This is a genomic window from Pseudomonas sp. RC4D1, assembly GCF_018390395.1.
Lineage (GTDB): Bacteria > Pseudomonadota > Gammaproteobacteria > Pseudomonadales > Pseudomonadaceae > Aquipseudomonas > Aquipseudomonas danubii.
Genome location: NZ_JAHBAW010000001.1, coordinates 1,401,064 through 1,419,866, shown reverse-complemented (window position 1 = coordinate 1,419,866; position 18,803 = coordinate 1,401,064). Strand labels below are relative to the sequence as shown.

The 18,803-nt window shown below is 63.4% G+C and carries 13 protein-coding genes; 5 read left to right on the top strand and 8 right to left on the bottom strand.

The window, feature by feature from the left end:
- The first annotated feature begins 3 nt into the window (after positions 1-3).
- Genes nagA through nagE form a run of 4 tightly spaced genes read left to right on the top strand, consistent with a single transcriptional unit; the run spans position 4 to position 6,392 of the window.
- Positions 4-1,110 (top strand): N-acetylglucosamine-6-phosphate deacetylase, encoded by a 1,107-nt coding sequence (nagA, locus tag KHO49_RS06430; protein WP_213664786.1) that lies wholly within the window; start codon positions 4-6, stop codon positions 1,108-1,110.
- Positions 1,091-2,113, top strand: coding sequence for an SIS domain-containing protein (locus tag KHO49_RS06425; protein WP_213664785.1), 1,023 nt, complete (start codon positions 1,091-1,093; stop codon positions 2,111-2,113). The genes nagA and KHO49_RS06425 overlap by 20 nt, the downstream gene beginning before the upstream one ends.
- Positions 2,114-2,140: 27 nt before the next feature.
- Positions 2,141-4,663 (top strand): phosphoenolpyruvate--protein phosphotransferase, encoded by a 2,523-nt coding sequence (gene ptsP / locus KHO49_RS06420; protein ID WP_213664784.1) that lies wholly within the window; start codon positions 2,141-2,143, stop codon positions 4,661-4,663.
- Positions 4,664-4,685: 22 nt separating this feature from the next.
- Positions 4,686-6,392 (top strand): N-acetylglucosamine-specific PTS transporter subunit IIBC, encoded by a 1,707-nt coding sequence (nagE, locus tag KHO49_RS06415; protein ID WP_213664783.1) that lies wholly within the window; start codon positions 4,686-4,688, stop codon positions 6,390-6,392.
- 123 nt (positions 6,393-6,515) lie between these two features.
- On the opposite strand, the gene KHO49_RS06410 is transcribed toward nagE, so the two are convergent.
- On the bottom strand, positions 6,516-6,827 hold the full coding sequence (locus KHO49_RS06410) for a YqfO family protein (RefSeq protein WP_016967836.1): 312 nt from the start codon (positions 6,825-6,827) through the stop codon (positions 6,516-6,518).
- Positions 6,828-6,832: 5 nt separating this feature from the next.
- Positions 6,833-10,729 carry a phosphoribosylformylglycinamidine synthase gene (gene purL, locus KHO49_RS06405; RefSeq protein WP_110652312.1) on the bottom strand — a complete coding sequence of 1,299 codons (3,897 nt, stop codon included), beginning with the start codon at positions 10,727-10,729 and terminating at the stop codon, positions 6,833-6,835.
- Between the two features lie 287 nt (positions 10,730-11,016).
- Here purL and mltF point away from each other — a divergent pair, with 287 nt between their 5' ends.
- Positions 11,017-12,477 carry a membrane-bound lytic murein transglycosylase MltF gene (gene mltF, locus KHO49_RS06400; RefSeq protein WP_102878484.1) on the top strand — a complete coding sequence of 487 codons (1,461 nt, stop codon included), beginning with the start codon at positions 11,017-11,019 and terminating at the stop codon, positions 12,475-12,477.
- A 64-nt stretch (positions 12,478-12,541) separates the two neighbouring features.
- Here the strand turns inward: mltF and pdxJ are convergent, their stop codons facing one another.
- From pdxJ to lepA, 6 genes are all read right to left on the bottom strand, one after another.
- On the bottom strand, positions 12,542-13,288 hold the full coding sequence (pdxJ, locus tag KHO49_RS06395) for a pyridoxine 5'-phosphate synthase (protein ID WP_047301928.1): 747 nt from the start codon (positions 13,286-13,288) through the stop codon (positions 12,542-12,544).
- A gap of 132 nt (positions 13,289-13,420) precedes the next feature.
- The gene (gene recO, locus KHO49_RS06390) at positions 13,421-14,110 is read right to left on the bottom strand and encodes a DNA repair protein RecO (protein ID WP_213664782.1); all 690 of its coding nucleotides are present in this window, start codon (positions 14,108-14,110) and stop codon (positions 13,421-13,423) included.
- 118 nt (positions 14,111-14,228) lie between these two features.
- Positions 14,229-15,131, bottom strand: coding sequence for a GTPase Era (era, locus tag KHO49_RS06385; RefSeq protein WP_019094760.1), 903 nt, complete (start codon positions 15,129-15,131; stop codon positions 14,229-14,231).
- Positions 15,124-15,813: a ribonuclease III gene (rnc, locus tag KHO49_RS06380; protein ID WP_102861278.1), complete on the bottom strand. Its 690-nt coding sequence runs from the start codon at positions 15,811-15,813 to the stop codon at positions 15,124-15,126. The genes era and rnc overlap by 8 nt, the downstream gene beginning before the upstream one ends.
- A 216-nt stretch (positions 15,814-16,029) precedes the next feature.
- Positions 16,030-16,884, bottom strand: coding sequence for a signal peptidase I (lepB, locus tag KHO49_RS06375; RefSeq protein ID WP_102861277.1), 855 nt, complete (start codon positions 16,882-16,884; stop codon positions 16,030-16,032).
- Positions 16,885-16,889: 5 nt separating this feature from the next.
- Entirely contained in the window at positions 16,890-18,689 is a 1,800-nt protein-coding gene (gene lepA / locus KHO49_RS06370; RefSeq protein WP_102861276.1) for a translation elongation factor 4, read from the bottom strand.
- Positions 18,690-18,803: the final 114 nt, after the last annotated feature.

Here is an 18,803-nt window from a genome sequence, read left to right as displayed (position 1 = left end):
CCCATGTCCGAAGACAACATCCTCACGCCCCAAGGCTGGGTCCGCGGCCGCCTGATCCATGAGCACGGCAAAGTCGTCGCCATCGAAGGCAGCCCCTGCGACCCGGCGGACAACGACCTGCCCTACCTGCTGCCGGGCTTCATCGACCTGCACGTCCATGGCGGTGGCGGCAAGGACGTCATGCAAGGCCGCACAGCCTTCGAGACCATCACCCGTACCCATGTGCGTTTCGGCACCACCTCGCTGCTGGCCACCACCATGACCGCCCCCAGCGAAGAAATCAGCCAGGTTCTGGCTGAGCTTGGAACCTACGCCGAGCAGCGCCCCCAGGGCTGCGCCCGGGTCCTCGGTGTGCACCTGGAAGGCCCGTACATCAATCCCGGCAAGCTCGGTGCACAACCCAACTTCGCCCACACCGCGCTCATGGCGGAAGTGGAGAAGTACCTGCAACTGGCGCCCATCCGGGTGATCACCATTGCCCCGGAAATCGCCGGCCACGACGCCCTGATCCGTGCCCTCAGCGCGCGTGGCGTGCGCATGCAGATCGGCCACACCCTGGGCAGCTACGAAGAAGGCGTGGCCGCCCTAGCCGCCGGCGCCACCAGCTTCACTCACCTGTACAACGCCATGAGCCCGCTGCATCACCGCGAACCCGGCATCGTCGGTGCGGCCCTGGCCCACGCCCAGTACGCCGAGCTGATCCCCGACCTGCTGCACGTGCACCCCGGTGCCATGCGCGTGGCCCTGCGCTCGATCCCCTGTCTGTATTGCGTCACCGACTCCACCGCGGCCGCCGGCATGCCCGACGGTGAGTACAAGCTGGGCAGCCACACCGTGACCAAGTGCCTGGGCGGCGTGCGCCTGCCGGACGGCACCCTGGCCGGCAGCACCCTGACCATGGACCAGGCCCTGCGCAACCTGGTGAAAATCGGCCTGCCCCTGGCGGACGCTTCCCGGCGCCTGTCGCAATTTCCCGCCGACTACCTCGGCATCCCTGAACGCGGCCGTCTGCAACCTGGCAGCTGGGCCGACAGCGTGCGCCTGGACCGCGCACTCACACTGACCGCCGTCATGGTCGAAGGAGAAGACATTGACTTCAAAAATGCTTGAAGAGGCCCTGTCCTCGCACGCTGCCGTAAGCAGTCAACTGCAGCACCTGGATGCGTCGCTGCTCGAAGTCGCCGGCCGCCTGCGTCGCCAGCCGCCACAAGTGGCCATGACCGTGGCCCGGGGCAGTTCCGACCATGCCGCCAGCTACTTCGCCTACCTGACCATGCAACAGGTGGGCATCCCGGTGGCCTCATTGCCGATGTCGGTGGTGACCATGCAACAGGCCCCCCTGCGGGTCAGCGGCCAGGCGGTGTTCGCCTTCTCGCAATCGGGCCAGAGCCCGGATCTGGTGAACAGCGTGCGCCTGCTGCGCAAGCGCGGTGCCCTGAGCGTGGCCATGGTCAATGCGCAAAACAGCCCTCTGGAGGCCGCCAGCGAATTCTCCCTGCCGCTATACGCCGGTGCCGAGCAGAGCGTGGCCGCTACCAAGAGTTTCATTGCCACCCTCAGCGCCAGCGCCCGCCTGATCGGTCACTGGAACGAGGACAGCCACCTGCTGGAAGCCGGCCTGGCGCTGCCCGAAGGCTTGCAGCAGGCCGCGACCCAGGACTGGGACCTAGCGGTCAACGCCCTGCGCGATTGCCAGCGGTTGATGGTCATAGGCCGCGGTGCCGGCTTCGCCATCGCCCAGGAAGCCGCACTCAAGCTCAAGGAGACCTCGGCGATCCAGGCCGAAGCCTTCAGCAGCGCCGAAGTGCGCCACGGCCCGATGGCCCTGATCGACCACGACTACCCGTTGCTGGTGTTCGCCCCCCGGGGCGCCGAACAGGGCGGCCTGCTGAGCCTGGCCGCCGACATGCGCCAGCGCGGCGCCAAGGTGCTGCTGGCGGCACCGGATGACATCGGCGAACGGGACCTGACCCTGAGCCGCGCGGAACACCCGGCGCTGGACCCGATCCTGGCGATCCAGAGTTTCTATGTGATGGCCGCCGGCCTGGCCGAGGCCCGCAGCATGGACCCCGACCAGCCGCGTCACCTGAGCAAAGTGACCCGCACGCACTAAGCCCTTTTGATCGATGAGTACTGCGCCATGCACAACAACAATAACGACCTGACGCTCAGTGCCCCCCTCAGCGGGCCTGTCCTGCCGCTACACAGCGTCCCCGACCCGGTATTCGCCAGTGGCGCCATGGGCGACGGGATTGCCATCGACCCGCTCAACGACACCCTGCACGCCCCTTGCGCCGGTGAGGTGATCCAAGTGGCACGCACCGGGCACGCCGTGACCCTGCGGGCGGCCAATGGTGCCGAACTGCTGCTGCACCTGGGCCTGGACACGGTCGAACTGCAAGGTGAAGGGTTTGCCCTGCTGGTGGAGCAAGGCCAGCAGGTCAGCGCCGGCCAGCCCCTGCTGCGGGTTGACCTGGACCATGTGGCGCAGCATTGCCGAAGCCTGATCAGCCTGTTGATCCTGACCAACGGCGAGAGCTTCGACCTGCGCCCCCTGCCCCTGTCCGCGGTCAAGGTGGGCGAGCCCTTGCTGCACATCAGCCGACGCGCCAACGCTGGCCCGCAACCGCTGGCGCAAGAGCCATCCGAACAGCAGGCCAGCGCCCGGATCAAGGTAGCCCATCGCGGCGGCCTGCATGCCCGCCCAGCCGCCCTGGTGCGCCAGACCGCCCTGGGTTTCAACAGCCATTCGCAACTGACCTTCAAGGACAAGAGCGCCCCCTGCACCAGCCTGATCGCCCTGATGAGCCTGGGTATCGGTGAACAGGATGAAGTGCTGGTCAATTGCCAGGGCGCTGATTGCCAGGACGCCTTGCAGGCGATGCTGCTGACCCTCGGTACCGCCATGGCCGCAGATGCCCATGGCGAAACCCCGGCACCGGCACCGGTCGCCCAACGCCCCGTGGAAGATGGCGTGCTGCCGGGCGTCTGCGCCGCACCGGGCCTGGTGTGCGGGCCATTGGTGCGGCTCAACGCCATGGTCCTGGCAGAGGATCATGACCAGCATCCGCCCGAGCCCCAACGACAGGCATTGAGTGCTGCTCTGGACCAGGTGCGCGGAGAAATCCGCCACACCCTGGAGCAGGCCCGGCAACGCCGCGACCAGCAGGAACAGGACATTTTCAGCGCCCACCTGGCCCTGCTCGAAGACCCGACCCTGCTGGACGCCGCCGAAGCCGCCATTGCCCAGGGCCGCGCAGCCACCCATGCCTGGAGCGCGGCGATTGCCGAACAATGCCAGATCCTGCAGCAACTGGGCAGTGCACTGCTGGCCGAACGCGCCAACGACCTGCGGGACCTGCAGCAACGCGTGCTGCGGGCCTTGCTGGGCGAAGCCTGGCACTACGACCTGCCACCCGGAGCGATCGTCGCCGCCGAGGAGTTGACCCCTTCCGACCTGCTGCAACTCAGCGCCCAGGGCGTGGCCGGGCTGTGCATGGCCGGCGGCGGCGCCACCTCCCATGTGGCGATCCTCGCCCGCGGCAAAGGCCTGCCCTGTCTGGTGGCCATGGGTCCGGAACTGCTGGGCCTGGACGGCGACCGCCAGGTGGTGCTGGATGCCGACGGCGGGCGCCTGGAACTGGCACCCGGCCCGCAGCGCATCGCACAGGTGCAACAGGCTGGTGAAACCCTACGCCAGCGCCGTGCACTGCAACAGCAAAAAGCCCATGAGTCCGCCCTGACCCAGGACGGCCAGCAGATCGAGGTGGCAGCCAACGTGGCTTCCAGCAATGAAGCCCGGGACGCCCACCAGGGAGGCGCCGATGGCGTCGGCCTGCTGCGCACCGAGTTCCTGTTCGTCGATCGCCTGACCGCTCCGGATGAAGCCGAGCAGCTACAGGCCTATCAGGCGGTGCTGGATGCCATGGGCGACAAGCCGGTGATCATCCGCACCATTGATGTTGGCGGCGACAAGCAACTGGACTACCTGCCTCTGCCAGTGGAAGCCAACCCGGTGCTGGGCCTGAGGGGCATCCGCCTGGCTCAGGCCCGCCCGGAACTGCTGGACCAGCAACTGCGGGCGCTGCTCCAGGTCAGCCCGGTGCAGCGCTGCCGGATCATGCTGCCAATGGTCACCGAAGTGGCCGAACTGCTGCATATCCGTCAGCGCCTGGATCGGCTCGCGGTGGAGCTGGGACTGAGCCAGCGCCCGGAGCTGGGGGTGATGATCGAAGTACCGGCTGCCGCGCTGATGGCCGAGCAACTGGCGGAACACGCCGACTTCCTGTCCATCGGCACCAATGACCTGTCCCAGTACACCCTGGCCATGGACCGCGACCACGCTGGCCTGGCAGCCCGGGTCGATGCCCTGCACCCCGCCCTGCTGCGGCTGATCGCTCAGACCTGTGCCGGCGCCGAGCGCCACGGACGCTGGGTCGGGGTTTGCGGTGCACTGGCTTCCGATCCGCTGGCCACCCCCGTCCTGATTGGCCTGGGGGTCAGCGAGCTGTCGGTCAGCCCGCCTCAGGTCGGCGAGATCAAGGACCGGGTTCGCCAACTGGACGCCGGCCAATGCCGCCACCTCAGCCAACCGCTGCTCAACCTGCCCGGCGCCACCGCAGTCCGTCAGGCCTGCGAACGGCTTTGGCCTCTGCACTCATAACAAGAATTCCAGGAGAGACGCCATGTACCAGTATTTCATCGAGGGCCTGCAACGCCTCGGCCGGGCGCTGATGCTACCCATTGCCATCCTGCCGATTGCCGGCCTGCTGCTGCGCCTGGGTGACACCGATCTGCTGAACATGCCCATCATCCACGATGCCGGACAGTCGATCTTCGGCAACCTGGCGCTGATCTTCGCCATCGGCATCGCCGTGGGCTTTGCCAAGGACAACAACGGCACCGCCGGACTCGCCGGGGCCATTGGCTACCTGGTCATGATCTCGACCCTCAAGGTGCTGGACGCCAGCATCAACATGGGCATGCTCGCCGGGATCATCAGCGGGCTGATGGCCGGCGCGCTGTACAACCGCTTCAAGGACATCAAACTGCCGGAGTACCTGGCGTTCTTCGGCGGTCGGCGCTTCGTGCCCATCGCCACCGGCTTTACCGCCGTGGGCCTGGGGGTGGCGTTCGGTCTGATCTGGCCGCCAATCCAGCATGGCATCAACAGCTTTGGCCAATTGCTGCTGGAGAGCGGCAGCTTCGGCGCCTTCGTCTTCGGTGTGTTCAATCGCCTGCTGATCGTCACCGGCCTGCACCACATCCTCAACAACATGGCCTGGTTCATCTTTGGCAGTTTCACCGACCCGAGCACCGGCGCGGTGGTCACTGGCGACCTGACCCGCTATTTCGCCGGCGACCCCAAAGGCGGCCAGTTCATGACCGGGATGTTCCCGGTGATGCTGTTCGGCCTGCCCGCCGCCTGCCTGGCGATGTACCGCAACACCCGGCCGGAGCGGCGCAAGGTGATGGGCGGGATCTTCCTGTCCATGGCCCTGACCTCCTTTCTGACCGGGGTCACCGAGCCCATCGAATTCGCCTTCATGTTCCTCGCGCCGTTGCTGTATCTGGTACATGCGCTGCTCACCGGTCTGGCCATGGCCCTGACCAATCTGCTGAACATCCACCTGGGCTTCACCTTCTCCGGTGGCGCCATCGACATGGCCCTGGGCTGGGGCCGCTCCACCAATGGCTGGAAGGTGTTTCCGGTGGGGCTGCTGTATGCGGTGGTGTACTACCTGGTGTTCGACTTCTGCATCCGCCGCTTCAACCTGAAGACACCGGGACGCGAAGACAGCCCCTCCGGCGAGAAATCCGAACTCAACGCCGATCAGCGTGCCGCGGCCTACATCAAGGCCCTGGGCGGCGCGAGCAACCTGATCACTGTCGGCGCTTGCACCACGCGCCTGCGCCTGGAGCTGGCGGATCGCAGCCTGGCTGTGGACGCCGAACTGAAAACCTTGGGCGCCATGGCTGTGGTACGCCCCGGCAAGGGCGGCAGTTTGCAGGTGGTGGTGGGACCGATGGCCGACAGCATTGCCGACCAGATCCGCCTGGCACTGCCAACCTCGGCCACTGTCAGGGTGACGCCGACGCCTGTAGAAGCCGCACAGCAGATCGACATTTCCAACCAGGAAGCCCAGCAGTGGCTCAGTGCTCTGGGTGGTCGGGAAAATCTGTTGCAGATGGATTGCGTGGCCCTGACCCGGTTGCGGGTGCAACTCAGTGACAGCCGCAGCCTGTCGGAGTCGGCGCTCAATGCCCTGGGCTGCCAGGGTACGCGGCGCCTGGACGGGGATGTCTGGCACGTGCTGATTGGCGAGAAGGCCGGGGGATTGCAGGCCGCTCTGCAAACGCTGCTGCACAAGAAGGTGGAGGCGAGCGCCTGAAGCCGCCTTCGCCGACAAGCCGGCACCTACACCGTTCCTACAGGTGCCGGCTTGCCTGAATAGGCCCACAAAAAAACCCGCTGACCGTCTCCGGTGCAGCGGGCTTTTTATCGGTGGATAACCTTAGAACGCTTCCAGACGCCAGACTTCATAGGCCGGCGTCTCGTAGGGATGGCTCTGCTTGAGGGCCGCCACTGCATCAGCAATCAGTTCATCGGCCACCACCAGCTCGACTTTCCATTCCTCCACTCGCTCCACCTGCCCGGTCTGCCCGAGAAACGGCTGGCTGCCGTCCAACGGGCGAAACTGGCCCTGGCCGAGCACCTGCCAGGCGCACTGGTCATAGGCGCCGATACGTCCGCCACCGGCGGCAAACACGGCACTCTTGACCAACTCCACATGGCTGGGAGGCACGAAGAAGCTGAGCTTGTACATCAGCCTCAGTTCACCCAGGCACGAGCGTTGCGGAACATGCGCATCCACGCCGCGTCTTCGTTCCAGTCATCCGGACGCCAGGAGTTCTGCACGGCACGGAACACCCGCTCAGGGTGCGGCATCATGATGGTGACGCGACCGTCGCGGCTGGTGAGGCCGGTGATCCCGCGCGGCGAGCCGTTCGGGTTGGCCGGGTAACGCTCAGTGACCTTGCCATGGTTGTCGACGAAGCGCAGGGCCACGCAACCGGACAGATCGGCTTCCAGCAGCGCCTCTTCGCTTTCGAACTCCGCATGACCTTCACCGTGGGCGATGGCAATCGGCATCCGCGAACCGGCCATGCCCTGCAGGAAGATCGAGTTCGACTCCTGGACCTGGACCATGGCCACCCGGGCTTCGAACTGCTCGGAGCGGTTGCGCACGAAGTGCGGCCAGAACTCGCTGCCCGGGATCAGCTCGTGCAGGTTGGACATCATCTGGCAACCGTTGCACACACCCAGGGTAAAGCTGTCGGTACGTTCGAAGAAGCCCTGGAAGGCATCCCGCGCGCGGCTGTTGAACAGCGCCGACTTGGCCCAGCCTTCACCGGCACCCAGTACGTCGCCGTAGGAGAAGCCGCCGCAGGCAACCATGCCCTTGAAGTCGTTGAGGTCGACACGACCGGCGAGGATGTCGCTCATGTGCACGTCGATAGCGTTGAAGCCGGCGCGGTCGAAAGCCGCGGCCATTTCCACCTGACCGTTGACGCCCTGCTCACGCAGCACCGCCACCTGGGGACGCACGCCTTTCTTGATGTAAGGCGCGGCGATGTCCTGGTTGACGTCGAAGCCCAGCTTGACGCTCAGGCCCGGGTTGTCTTCTTCCAGCAGGACGTCGAATTCCTGCTCGGCGCACTCGGCGTTGTCCCGCAGGCGCTGGATCTGGTAGCTGGTTTCTGCCCACTGACGCTGCAGCAGACGACGCTGGCCGGTGAATACGCTTTCGCCGTTGTAGGAGATGCTCACTTCACCGTTGTTGATCGGCTGGCCGATCACGGCCACGCAGTCGCCCAGGCCGGCAGCGCTGAACTGGGCCAGCACGTCAGGAGTGGCGTCCTGACGCACCTGGATCACCGCACCCAGTTCTTCGTTGAACAGGATAGCGGCGATTTCCGCAGCGTTTTCCGCGACAGCGTCGAGGCTCAGGTTCAGGCCGCAGTGACCGGCGAAGGCCATTTCCACGGCAGTGACCAGCAGACCGCCATCGGAACGGTCGTGGTAGGCCAGCAGGTGACCGTCGGCGTTGAGGCCCTGGATCACCGCGAAGAAGGCTTTCAGGTCCTCGGCGTCATCCACGTCCGGCGCTTGCTTGCCGAGCTTGCCGTGGGTCTGGGCCAGGATCGAGGCGCCCATGCGGTTCTGACCGCGACCGAGGTCGATCAGGATCAGGTCGGTAGTGCCCTTGTCCATGCGCAGTTGCGGGGTCAGGGTCTGACGAATGTCCGCGACCGGTGCGAAGCCAGTGACGATCAGCGACAGCGGCGAGGTGACGCTCTTGTCCTGGCCGTCTTCATTCCAGCGGGTGGCCATGGACATCGAGTCCTTGCCCACCGGGATGGTGATGCCCAGCTCTGGGCACAGCTCCATGCCCACCGCCTTGACGGTGTCGTACAGACGCGCATCTTCGCCCGGGTGGCCGGCAGCCGACATCCAGTTGGCGGAGAGCTTGATGTCGCTGATCTTGTTGATCCGCGACGCCGCGATGTTGGTCAGGGTCTCGCCGATGGCCATGCGGCCGGACGCCGGGGCATCCAGCAGGGCCAGCGGAGTGCGCTCGCCCATGGCCATGGCTTCACCGGTGTAGACGTCGAAACTGGTGGCGGTCACGGCCACGTCGGCCACCGGCACCTGCCACGGGCCGACCATCTGGTCGCGAGCCACGAGGCCGGTGATGGTGCGGTCACCGATGGTGATCAGGAAGCTCTTGCTGGCCACGGCCGGGTGGTGCAGGACGCGCTCGATGCTCTCGGCGATGTCCAGGGTGCTCGGATCGAAATCGTCACCCAACTCGGTTTCACGAACCGCCGAACGGTGCATGCGCGGGGCCTTGCCCAGCAGCACTTCCAGCGGCATGTCCACCGGGCTGTTGCCGAAGTGGCTGTCGGTCACGGTCAGCTGTGGCTCGGCAGTGGCTTCGCCGACCACCGCGAATGGGCAGCGCTCGCGCTCGCAGATGGCCTTGAAGCGCTCGAAGTCTGCTGCGCCCACCGCCAGGACATAACGCTCCTGGGATTCGTTGGACCAGATCTCGTGCGGGGCCATGCCCGGCTCGTCGTTGGGAATGTTGCGCAGTTCGAAGCGACCGCCACGGCCGCCGTCGTTGACCAGTTCCGGGAAGGCGTTGGACAGGCCGCCGGCACCCACGTCGTGGATGAAGCTGATGGGGTTGTTGTCCCCCAGCTGCCAGCAACGGTCGATGACTTCCTGGCAACGGCGTTCCATTTCCGGGTTTTCACGTTGTACCGAAGCAAAATCCAGGTCCGCCGAGCTGGTGCCGGTGGCCATGGAGGATGCCGCGCCGCCGCCCAGGCCGATGAGCATGGCCGGGCCGCCGAGGACGATCAGCTTGGAGCCGACGGTGATCTCGCCTTTCTGCACGTGTTCGTCACGGATATTGCCCATGCCGCCTGCCAGCATGATCGGCTTGTGGTAACCACGAACTTCATCGCCACGAGGCGTGGTAATGGATTGCTCGAAGGTACGGAAATAACCGGTCAGGGCCGGACGGCCGAATTCGTTGTTGAACGCAGCGCCGCCCAGTGGGCCTTCGATCATGATGTCGAGGGCGGTGACGATGCGCTCTGGCTTGCCATACGGCACTTCCCACGGCTGCTCGAAGCCCGGGATCTGCAGGTTGGACACGGTAAAACCGGTGAGGCCGGCTTTCGGCTTGGCGCCGCGACCGGTAGCGCCTTCGTCACGGATTTCGCCGCCGGAACCGGTGGAGGCGCCAGGGAATGGAGCAATGGCAGTCGGGTGGTTGTGGGTCTCAACCTTCATCAGGATGTGCACCGGCTCCTGCACCGCACCGTATTGGCGGGTATCAGGGTTCGGGTAGAAACGCCCGGCAACGGAACCGACGATGACCGCCGCGTTGTCCTTATAAGCAGAAAGCACACCTTCGCTGTGCATCTGGTAGGTGTTCTTGATCATGCCGAACAGGCTTTTTTCCTGGCTCTGGCCGTCGATGTCCCAACTGGCGTTGAAAATCTTGTGGCGACAGTGCTCGGAGTTGGCCTGGGCGAACATCATCAGTTCGATGTCGTGGGGATTACGCTTGAGGCCCTGGAAGGCGTTCATCAGGTAATCGATTTCGTCTTCGGCCAGGGCCAGGCCCAGTTCGCTGTTGGCTTTTTCCAACGCGGCGCGACCACCGCCGAGAATGTCGATGGCCGTCAGCGGCTTGGGTTCGGCGTGGCTGAACAAGCCGGCAGCCTGCTCCAGGTTACCCACGACGATCTGAGTCATGCGATCGTGCAGCGCTTCGGCGATCAACTGCGCGTCAGCGTCGCTGAACTCACCGGCGACGTAGAAAGCGATACCACGTTCCAGGCGCTGGATCTTCGCCAGGCCACAGTTACGGGCGATGTCGCTGGCCTTGCTCGACCAGGGCGAGATGGTGCCGAAACGCGGCAGGACCAGGAACAGACGGCCGGTCGGCTCTTGTACCGGAACACTTGGGCCGTACTTCAGAAGGCGCGCAAGCACCTGCTGTTCGTCGCCGGTCAGGACGCCGGTGACTTCGGCGAAGTGAGCGAATTCAGCATACAAGCCACTGACAGCCGGAACCTTCTGGCTCAGTTGCTCAAGGAGTTTGCTGTGGCGAAAGGCAGAAAGGGCAGGAGCGCCGCGCAGGATCAACATCTTCGGGACAGCCTCGGGAAGGGGGGTGTGCTTTGAGGCCGTGCATTCTAACGTAAACCGTTGGCATCGGCACTCGAAACGCAAACCGGGGTGCCCCCGGACGTCGGCCCAGACCCGACGGCCTATAACAAAGGCTCATCAAGGTCATTGCCGTAGGTTATTTTAATCGTCATATAGACGGCCGAAGCCCCATTCTTGAGGCCTCCAGCCCAGGCCACCCGGCGCTAGCAGACAAGCCCTTCGCTGTCGAGATATGGCGGCCGTTATCCTTTGCGTATACTGCGCCAATGTTTTCCCCTATGGCTTTACGTCCGCGCTGCGCCAAGTGGCTCATCGTAACCGGACTCTTCCTGATGCTCGGCGCCTGTGTTGAGAAACCCAGCACCCTTGAGCGCGTAAAGGAGGATGGCGTGCTGCGGGTGATCACCCGTAACAGCCCCGCCACCTACTTTCAGGACCGCAACGGCGAAACCGGCTTCGAGTACGAGCTGGTGAAGCGCTTCGCCGATGACCTGGGGGTGGAGCTGAAGATCGAGACCGCCGACAACCTCGACGACCTGTTCAACCAGCTGGGTCAACCCAAGGGCCCGGTGCTGGCCGCCGCCGGCCTGGTCGGCAGCGAAAAGCGCAAGCAGCAAGTCCGGTTTTCCCATCCGTATCTGGAAGTCACCCCGCAAGTCATCTATCGCAATGGCCAGTCCCGGCCCACCAGCGCACAGAACCTGGTGGGCAAGCGCATCATGGTGCTCAAGGGCAGCAGTCACGCAGAGCAACTGGCGGAGCTCAAGCTCAAGTACCCCGGGATCGAATACGAAGAGTCCGACGCCGTGGAAGTCGTGGACCTGCTGCGCATGGTGGACGAGGGACAGATCGACCTGACCCTGGTGGACTCCAACGAACTGGCGATGAACCAGGTGTACTTCCCCAAGGTGCGGGTGGCCTTCGACCTCGGGGACGCCCGCAGCCAGAGTTGGGCCGTGGCCGCCGGTGACGACAATAGCCTGCTCAACGAAATCAACAGCTTCCTCGACAAGGTCGAAAAGAACGGCACCCTGCAACGCCTCAAGGACCGCTATTACGGTCACGTGGACGTGCTCGGCTATGTCGGCGCCTACACCTTCGCCCAGCACCTGCAGCAGCGCCTGCCCAAGTACGAGAAGCACTTCAAGGCCTCGGCCAAACAGGAAAAGGTCGACTGGCGACTCCTGGCGGCTGTGGGTTACCAGGAATCCATGTGGCAGGCCGAGGTCACCTCCAAGACCGGCGTGCGCGGGCTGATGATGCTGACCCAGAACACCGCCCAGGCCATGGGCGTGTCCAACCGCCTGGACCCCAAGCAGAGCATCAGCGGCGGCGCCAAGTACCTGGCCTACATCAAGCAACAACTGGACGACAAGATCGAGGAGCCGGACCGTACCTGGTTCGCTCTCGCCGCCTACAACGTCGGCACCGGCCACCTGGACGACGCCCGCAAGCTGGCGGAACGGGAAGGCCTGAACCCGAACAAGTGGCTGGATGTGAAGAAGATGCTACCCCGGCTGTCGCAGAAGCAGTGGTACAGCAAGACCCGCTACGGCTATGCCCGAGGCGGCGAGCCGGTGCATTTCGTGGCCAACATCCGGCGCTACTACGACATTCTGACCTGGGTGACCCAGCCGCAGCTGGAAGGCGATCAGGTCGCCGAGGGCAACCTGCACGTCCCCGGGGTCAACAAGACCAAGCCGACGGAGGACAATCCGCCGCTCTGAAAGCCTTCGCCGGCAAGCCGGCTCCTACAGAGGTTGCAGGAATCAGCTTGCCAGCAAAGAGCAATCAGGCCTTGGCTGCAGCCGCCAGGATCAGCGCTTTCATCTCGGCTACCGCTCCCTTGAAACCGACGAACAGGGCATGAGCCACCAGGGCATGGCCGATGTTCAGCTCATTGATGCCCTTGATCGCCGCCACCGCTTCAACGTTGTGGTAATGCAGGCCATGGCCGGCATTGACGATCAGCCCCTGGGCCAAACCTACGGCAACCCCGTCGACGATACGCTGCAGCTCATCGGCCACTTCACTCGGCGTCTGGGCATCGGCATAACGCCCTGTGTGCAACTCGATGGCTGGCGCGCCAACGCGCTTGGAGGCCTCGATCTGACGCTCGTCAGCGTCGATAAACAGGGACACTTCGGCACCGATTTTCGACAAGCGCTCCACCGCTGCCTTGATCCGCGCTTCCTGCCCGGCCACGTCAAGTCCGCCTTCAGTGGTCAGCTCCTGGCGGGTTTCCGGCACCAGGCAGATATGCGCCGGGCGGATGCGCTCGGCAAAAGCCATCATTTCTTCGGTAACGCCCATCTCGAAATTCATGCGGGTCTGCAGCACGTCCTTGAGCAGCAGCACGTCGCGCTCCTGGATATGCCGACGGTCTTCGCGCAGGTGCACGGTGATGCCGTCGGCGCCCGCTTCTTCAGCGTCCAGCGCGGCCTTGACCGGGTCCGGGTAACGAGTGCCGCGGGCCTGACGCAGGGTGGCAACGTGATCGATGTTCACGCCGAGAAGAATGCGATTGCTGGTGGTCACGAAAGCGCTCCTGAGTAAATGAAGATTCGGCGCACAGCATACGGGGAGAACAGGGTCCGTTGCCATTTGCGCGAACGCACAATGGCGGCGCCAGATGGACTACCGATGCCGACGGCCAAACAACAGCCAGGCTCAAGGCTTGCGAAACAGCTCGCGACTGACCAGGGGCCGGCCGCCCAGATGCACGGCCAGGGCCTGGCGCATCAGGCGCTTGGCTGCCGACAACGCGCCAGGAGCGCTCCAGTCGGCCTCGGCCATGGCCAACAGCTCGGTGCCATTGAACAGACCCGGTTGCAGCAGGAACACCTGCTCCAGTCCGGCATCCACCTGCAGGCGATACAGCCCATCGGCAGCGATGGGCGCGCCGTGGATGTCGCTGTCCAGGGCGAAGCCGTAGCCCAGATCGTCCAGCAGGCGCCACTCAAAGGCCCGCAGCAGGGGCTCCAGGGGCCGGCCTTCGGCCAGGGCCAGCAAGGTGGCGGCGTAGTGGTCGAATACTGCCGGATGGGGATCCTCCGCCGGCAGCAGGCGGATCAGCAGTTCATTCAGATACAGACCACTGAACAGCGCTTCGCCATTGAGCCAGGATGCGATGCCGGCACTTTCCATGCGCCCGACGTTCTTCAGCTCGCCGCGGCCGCGAAACTCGACTTCCAGAGGAACAAAGGGTCGCGCCACGGTACCGGCCTTGCCCCGTGCGTTGCGCAGGACAGCGCGCAGGCGACCTTGGGGGGTAAGGAAATCCACCAATGCACTGCTTTCGCGGTAGGCGCGGCTGTGCAGGACGTAGGCAAGTTGGCCGACTGGAGCGGTGCTGGACATGGTTGCGAGGGATCTCAGGGGCAGAGAGGGAACCGGGTCCGAAGAAGGGGTTGTAGCTGTTCGCCGGCCAGCCGGCTCCTACAGGGCGCTGCAGGAGCCGGCTGGCCGGCGAAGGGCGTCAGAGGTCGCCGTAGCCCAGGGAGCGCAAGGCGCGCTCGTCGTCGGACCAGCCGCCCTTGACCTTGACCCAGAGGTTGAGCATGACCTTGGAGTCGAACAGCAGCTCCATGTCCTTGCGCGCTTCCATGCCGATGCGTTTGATCCGCTCACCCTTGTCGCCAATGATGATTTTCTTCTGTCCGTCGCGCTCGACGAGAATCAAGGCATGGATATGCAGGGTCTTGCCCTGCTGCTTGAACTCTTCGATTTCCACGGTGATCTGGTACGGCAGCTCGGCACCCAGCTGGCGCATGATCTTCTCGCGCACCAGTTCGGCCGCCAGGAAGCGGGAGCTGCGGTCGGTGATCTGGTCTTCCGGGAAGAAGTGGTCGTTCTCCGGCAGATGCTTGGCGATCAGGCCTTCCAGGGCTTCGAGGTTGTGCCCCTGCTGCGCGGAAACCGGCACGATCTCGGCATTCGGCAGTTGCTCCTGCAGCCAGGTCAGGTGCGGCATCAGCTCGGCCTTGTCCTCGATGCGGTCGGTCTTGTTGATCGCCAGGATCACCGGCCCCTGCACGTACTGGACACGCTCAAGGACCAATTGGTCCTCGTCGGTCCACTTGGTGCGGTCCACCACGAAGATCACCACGTCCACGTCTTTCAAGGCCGCCGAAGCGGTCTTGTTCATGTAGCGGTTCAGCGCCTTCTCGTTGCTCTTGTGCATGCCGGGGGTGTCGACGTAGATCGCCTGGATGGCGCCTTCGGTCTTGATCCCGAGCATGTTGTGGCGTGTGGTCTGAGGCTTGCGCGAGGTGATCGCCAGCTTCTGGCCGAGGATATGGTTGAGCAGCGTTGACTTGCCCACATTGGGGCGGCCGACGATGGCGACATAGCCACAGCGTGTTGCGGTTGAATCAGTCATGGCCATTCTCCACGCCCAGGGCAATCAGTGCTGCGGCGGCCGCTACCTGTTCGGCAATACGACGGCTCACACCCTGACCTCGGCTTTTTTCATTCAATAAGGTGACTTCACATTCAACGAAGAATGTCCGGCAGTGCGGTTCGCCCTGGATATCCACCACTTCGTAGCGTGGCAGTTCACAGGCGCGAGACTGGAGGAACTCCTGCAGCCGGGTCTTGGGGTCCTTGTTGGTGTCCACCAGGGTCAGGCTCTCGAACTCCGAGGCCAGCCAGGACAACACGCGGTCACGGGCGGTTTCCATGCCGGCGTCCAGGTAGATCGCACCAATCAGGGCTTCCAGGGCATCGGCGAGGATCGACTCACGACGGAAACCGCCGCTCTTCAATTCGCCGGAGCCCAGGCGCAGGTATTCGCCCAGGTCGAAACCACGGGCCAGTACTGCCAGTGTTTCACCTTTCACCAGGCGTGCGCGCAAACGCGACAGCTGGCCTTCGCGGGCCTGGGGGAAGCGCTCGAACAACGCCTCGCCGGCCACGAAGTTGAGGATGGCATCACCGAGGAATTCCAGGCGTTCATTGTTGCGCCCGGCAAAGCTGCGATGGGTGAGGGCCAGGAGCATCAGTTCCTGGTCCTTGAAGGTATAACCGAGCTGACGCTCGAGACGGCTCAAAGAAACGCTCACGGTTTACCCACGCTGATTTCGTTGCCGAAACTCACCATCCTAGGGGCCGCGCACGAGGTGCGGGTGGCAATTAACGCTGTGTTCAAATCCACATCCTGAATATCGTTGACTGCATGCTTCTGGTCACAAAGCTGTTACGCGATGCCCGAGGGCAAGGGCGTTTTATACAAGAGCCAGAAAAGCATTCGGCGCTGTGTTCAACAGCGCCGTGTGTGATTACTTGATCAGGCCAACCCGCGAGAAATTCGGCAGGTGGCTGAGTTTCGGTTCGGGCCAGCTCATCCAGACTGCGAAGGCCTTGCCGACGATATTCTTGTCGGGAACCATGCCCAGCAGATCCTTGGGAATACTTGGATCGTCCCAGTAGCGACTGTCGTTGGAGTTGTCGCGGTTGTCGCCCATCATGAAGTAGTGCCCGGCGGGAACCACCCAGCGCCCGTCCGGAGCGGGCCGATAGCGACTCATTTCCTTGCGGATCAAGTGCTCGGCGGCACCGAGTTTTTCCTTGTACAGCTCAGCGCTGCCCAGGGTGCCGGGTTCAGCCCCGACCAACTGCTCCGCCACCGGCTGACCATTGACGAACAAGCGTTTGTCGCTGGTGTAGCGCACTTCATCGCCCGGCAGGCCGACCACACGCTTGATGTAGTTGACGTTCGGGTCGCTTGGGTAGCGGAACACCATCACATCGCCGCGCTGCGGATCACCGACTTCGATGACTTTCTTGTCGATCACCGGCAAGCGAATCCCGTAAGAAAACTTGTTCACCAGGATGAAGTCGCCCACATCCAGGGTCGGCTTCATCGAGCCCGACGGAATCTGGAACGGTTCCACCAGGAACGAACGCAGCACCAGGACGATGAACAGCACCGGAAAGAACGACTTGCCGTACTCAACCAGCAGCGGTTCCTTGCTCAGCTTTTCGACCACCAGCCCATCCGGCTGGCTGACGCTGCCCTGATAGTTGGCGATGGCCGAGCGCCGACGCGGTGCCAGAAACACCAGGTCGAGCAACGCCAAGAGACCGCAGACAAAGACAGCGATGACCAGCAACAGCGGGAAATTTAGTGACATAGGACCTAACTATCCAACCTGAGCACGGCAAGGAAGGCTTCTTGTGGAATTTCCACGTTGCCCACTTGCTTCATGCGTTTTTTACCGGCCTTCTGCTTTTCCAACAGCTTGCGCTTACGGCTGACGTCGCCACCGTAGCATTTGGCCAGTACGTTCTTTCTGAGCGCCTTGACGGTTGTCCGCGCCACAATCTGCCCGCCAATGGCGGCCTGGATTGCCACGTCAAACATCTGCCGAGGAATCAGTTCCTTCATCTTCTCGGTCAACGCACGCCCTTTGTAGTGGGCGTTGTCACGGTGGACGATCAACGCCAGGGCGTCGACTTTCTCACCGTTGATCAATACATCCAGCTTGACCAGATTAGCCGACTGGTAGCGATCAAAATGGTAATCCAGCGAAGCATAGCCGCGGCTGGTGGATTTCAGGCGGTCAAAGAAGTCCAGTACCACTTCGTTCATCGGCAGATCGTAGGTCACCTGGACCTGGCTACCCAGGAACAGCATGTCGTGCTGCACGCCACGCTTCTCGATGCACAGGGTTATGACGTTGCCCAGGTGCTCTTGCGGCACAAGAATATTGGCCCGCACGATCGGCTCGCGCATGTCTTCAATCGCCGACAGATCCGGAAGTTTGGACGGGTTGTCGACATAGATCGTTTCACCGTTCTTCAACTGCAGCTCGAAGATCACCGTCGGCGCCGTGGTGATCAGGTCCAGGTCGTATTCGCGCTCCAGGCGCTCCTGGATGATCTCCATGTGCAGCATGCCGAGGAACCCGCAACGGAAGCCGAAGCCCAGGGCGTCGGAGCTTTCCGGGGTGTACTGCAGCGACGAGTCGTTGAGGGTGAGCTTCTGCAAGGCTTCGCGGAAATCCTCGAAGTCGTCGGAGCTGACCGGGAACAGGCCGGCATAGACCTGCGGCTGAATGCGCTTGAAGCCTGGCAGTACTTCCACGTCCGGGGTCGAACTCAAGGTCAGGGTGTCACCCACCGGTGCCCCGTGAATGTCCTTGATGCCGGCGATGATGAAGCCCACTTCACCGGCCTTGAGGTCAGTGGTGGCGGTGTGTTTCGGGTTGAAGACGCCGACGCTGTCCACCAGGTGGATCTTGCCGGTGGATTTCACCAGGATCTTGTCGCCCTTCTTCACCCGGCCGTGACGCACACGCACCAGGGACACAACGCCCAGGTAGTTGTCGAACCAGGAGTCAATGATCAGTGCTTGCAGTGGGTCTTCGATATTGCCGGTAGGAGCCGGAATCGTGGCGACCAGGCGCTCAAGCACCTCGTCCACGCCCAGGCCGGTCTTGGCGCTGCAAGTCACGGCATCGGTGGCATCGATACCGATGATCTTCTCGATCTCTTCCTTGACCCGCTCCGGATCGGCCTGTGGCAGGTCGATCTTGTTCAGCACCGGCATGACTTCCAGGCCTTGCTCAATGGCGGTGTAGCAGTTGGCAACCGACTGGGCCTCAACACCCTGACCGGCGTCCACCACCAGCAGAGCACCTTCACAGGCCGCCAGGGAGCGACTGACTTCATAAGTGAAGTCCACGTGGCCCGGGGTATCGATGAAGTTCAGCTGGTAGGTGATGCCATCTTTGGCTTTGTAATAGAGGGTGACGCTATGGGCCTTGATGGTGATCCCGCGCTCACGTTCAAGGTCCATGGAGTCCAGAACCTGGGCTTCCATTTCGCGATCGGCCAGGCCGCCGCACATCTGGATAAAACGATCGGCCAGAGTCGACTTGCCATGGTCAATGTGGGCGATGATGGAGAAATTGCGGATATGACTCAAATCACTCACGGATGAACACTCAAAAAGGCTGCAGGCAGGGCCCGCCGAAAAATAGCCGGGAATTGTACCTGATACTCGGCACGAGCGTCACGCTCGCCTATCAGCGTTTGTCAAATGCAAAAA

Coding starts and splice junctions, on each gene's coding strand:
- nagA (WP_213664786.1), top strand. CDS start 4: ATGTCCGAAGACAACATCCTCACGCCCCAAGGCTGGGTCCGCGGCCGC.
- ptsP (WP_213664784.1), top strand. CDS start 2,141: ATGCACAACAACAATAACGACCTGACGCTCAGTGCCCCCCTCAGCGGG.
- nagE (WP_213664783.1), top strand. CDS start 4,686: ATGTACCAGTATTTCATCGAGGGCCTGCAACGCCTCGGCCGGGCGCTG.
- KHO49_RS06410 (WP_016967836.1), bottom strand. CDS start 6,827: ATGTACAAGCTCAGCTTCTTCGTGCCTCCCAGCCATGTGGAGTTGGTC.
- purL (WP_110652312.1), bottom strand. CDS start 10,729: ATGTTGATCCTGCGCGGCGCTCCTGCCCTTTCTGCCTTTCGCCACAGC.
- mltF (WP_102878484.1), top strand. CDS start 11,017: ATGTTTTCCCCTATGGCTTTACGTCCGCGCTGCGCCAAGTGGCTCATC.
- recO (WP_213664782.1), bottom strand. CDS start 14,110: ATGTCCAGCACCGCTCCAGTCGGCCAACTTGCCTACGTCCTGCACAGC.
- era (WP_019094760.1), bottom strand. CDS start 15,131: ATGACTGATTCAACCGCAACACGCTGTGGCTATGTCGCCATCGTCGGC.
- lepB (WP_102861277.1), bottom strand. CDS start 16,884: ATGTCACTAAATTTCCCGCTGTTGCTGGTCATCGCTGTCTTTGTCTGC.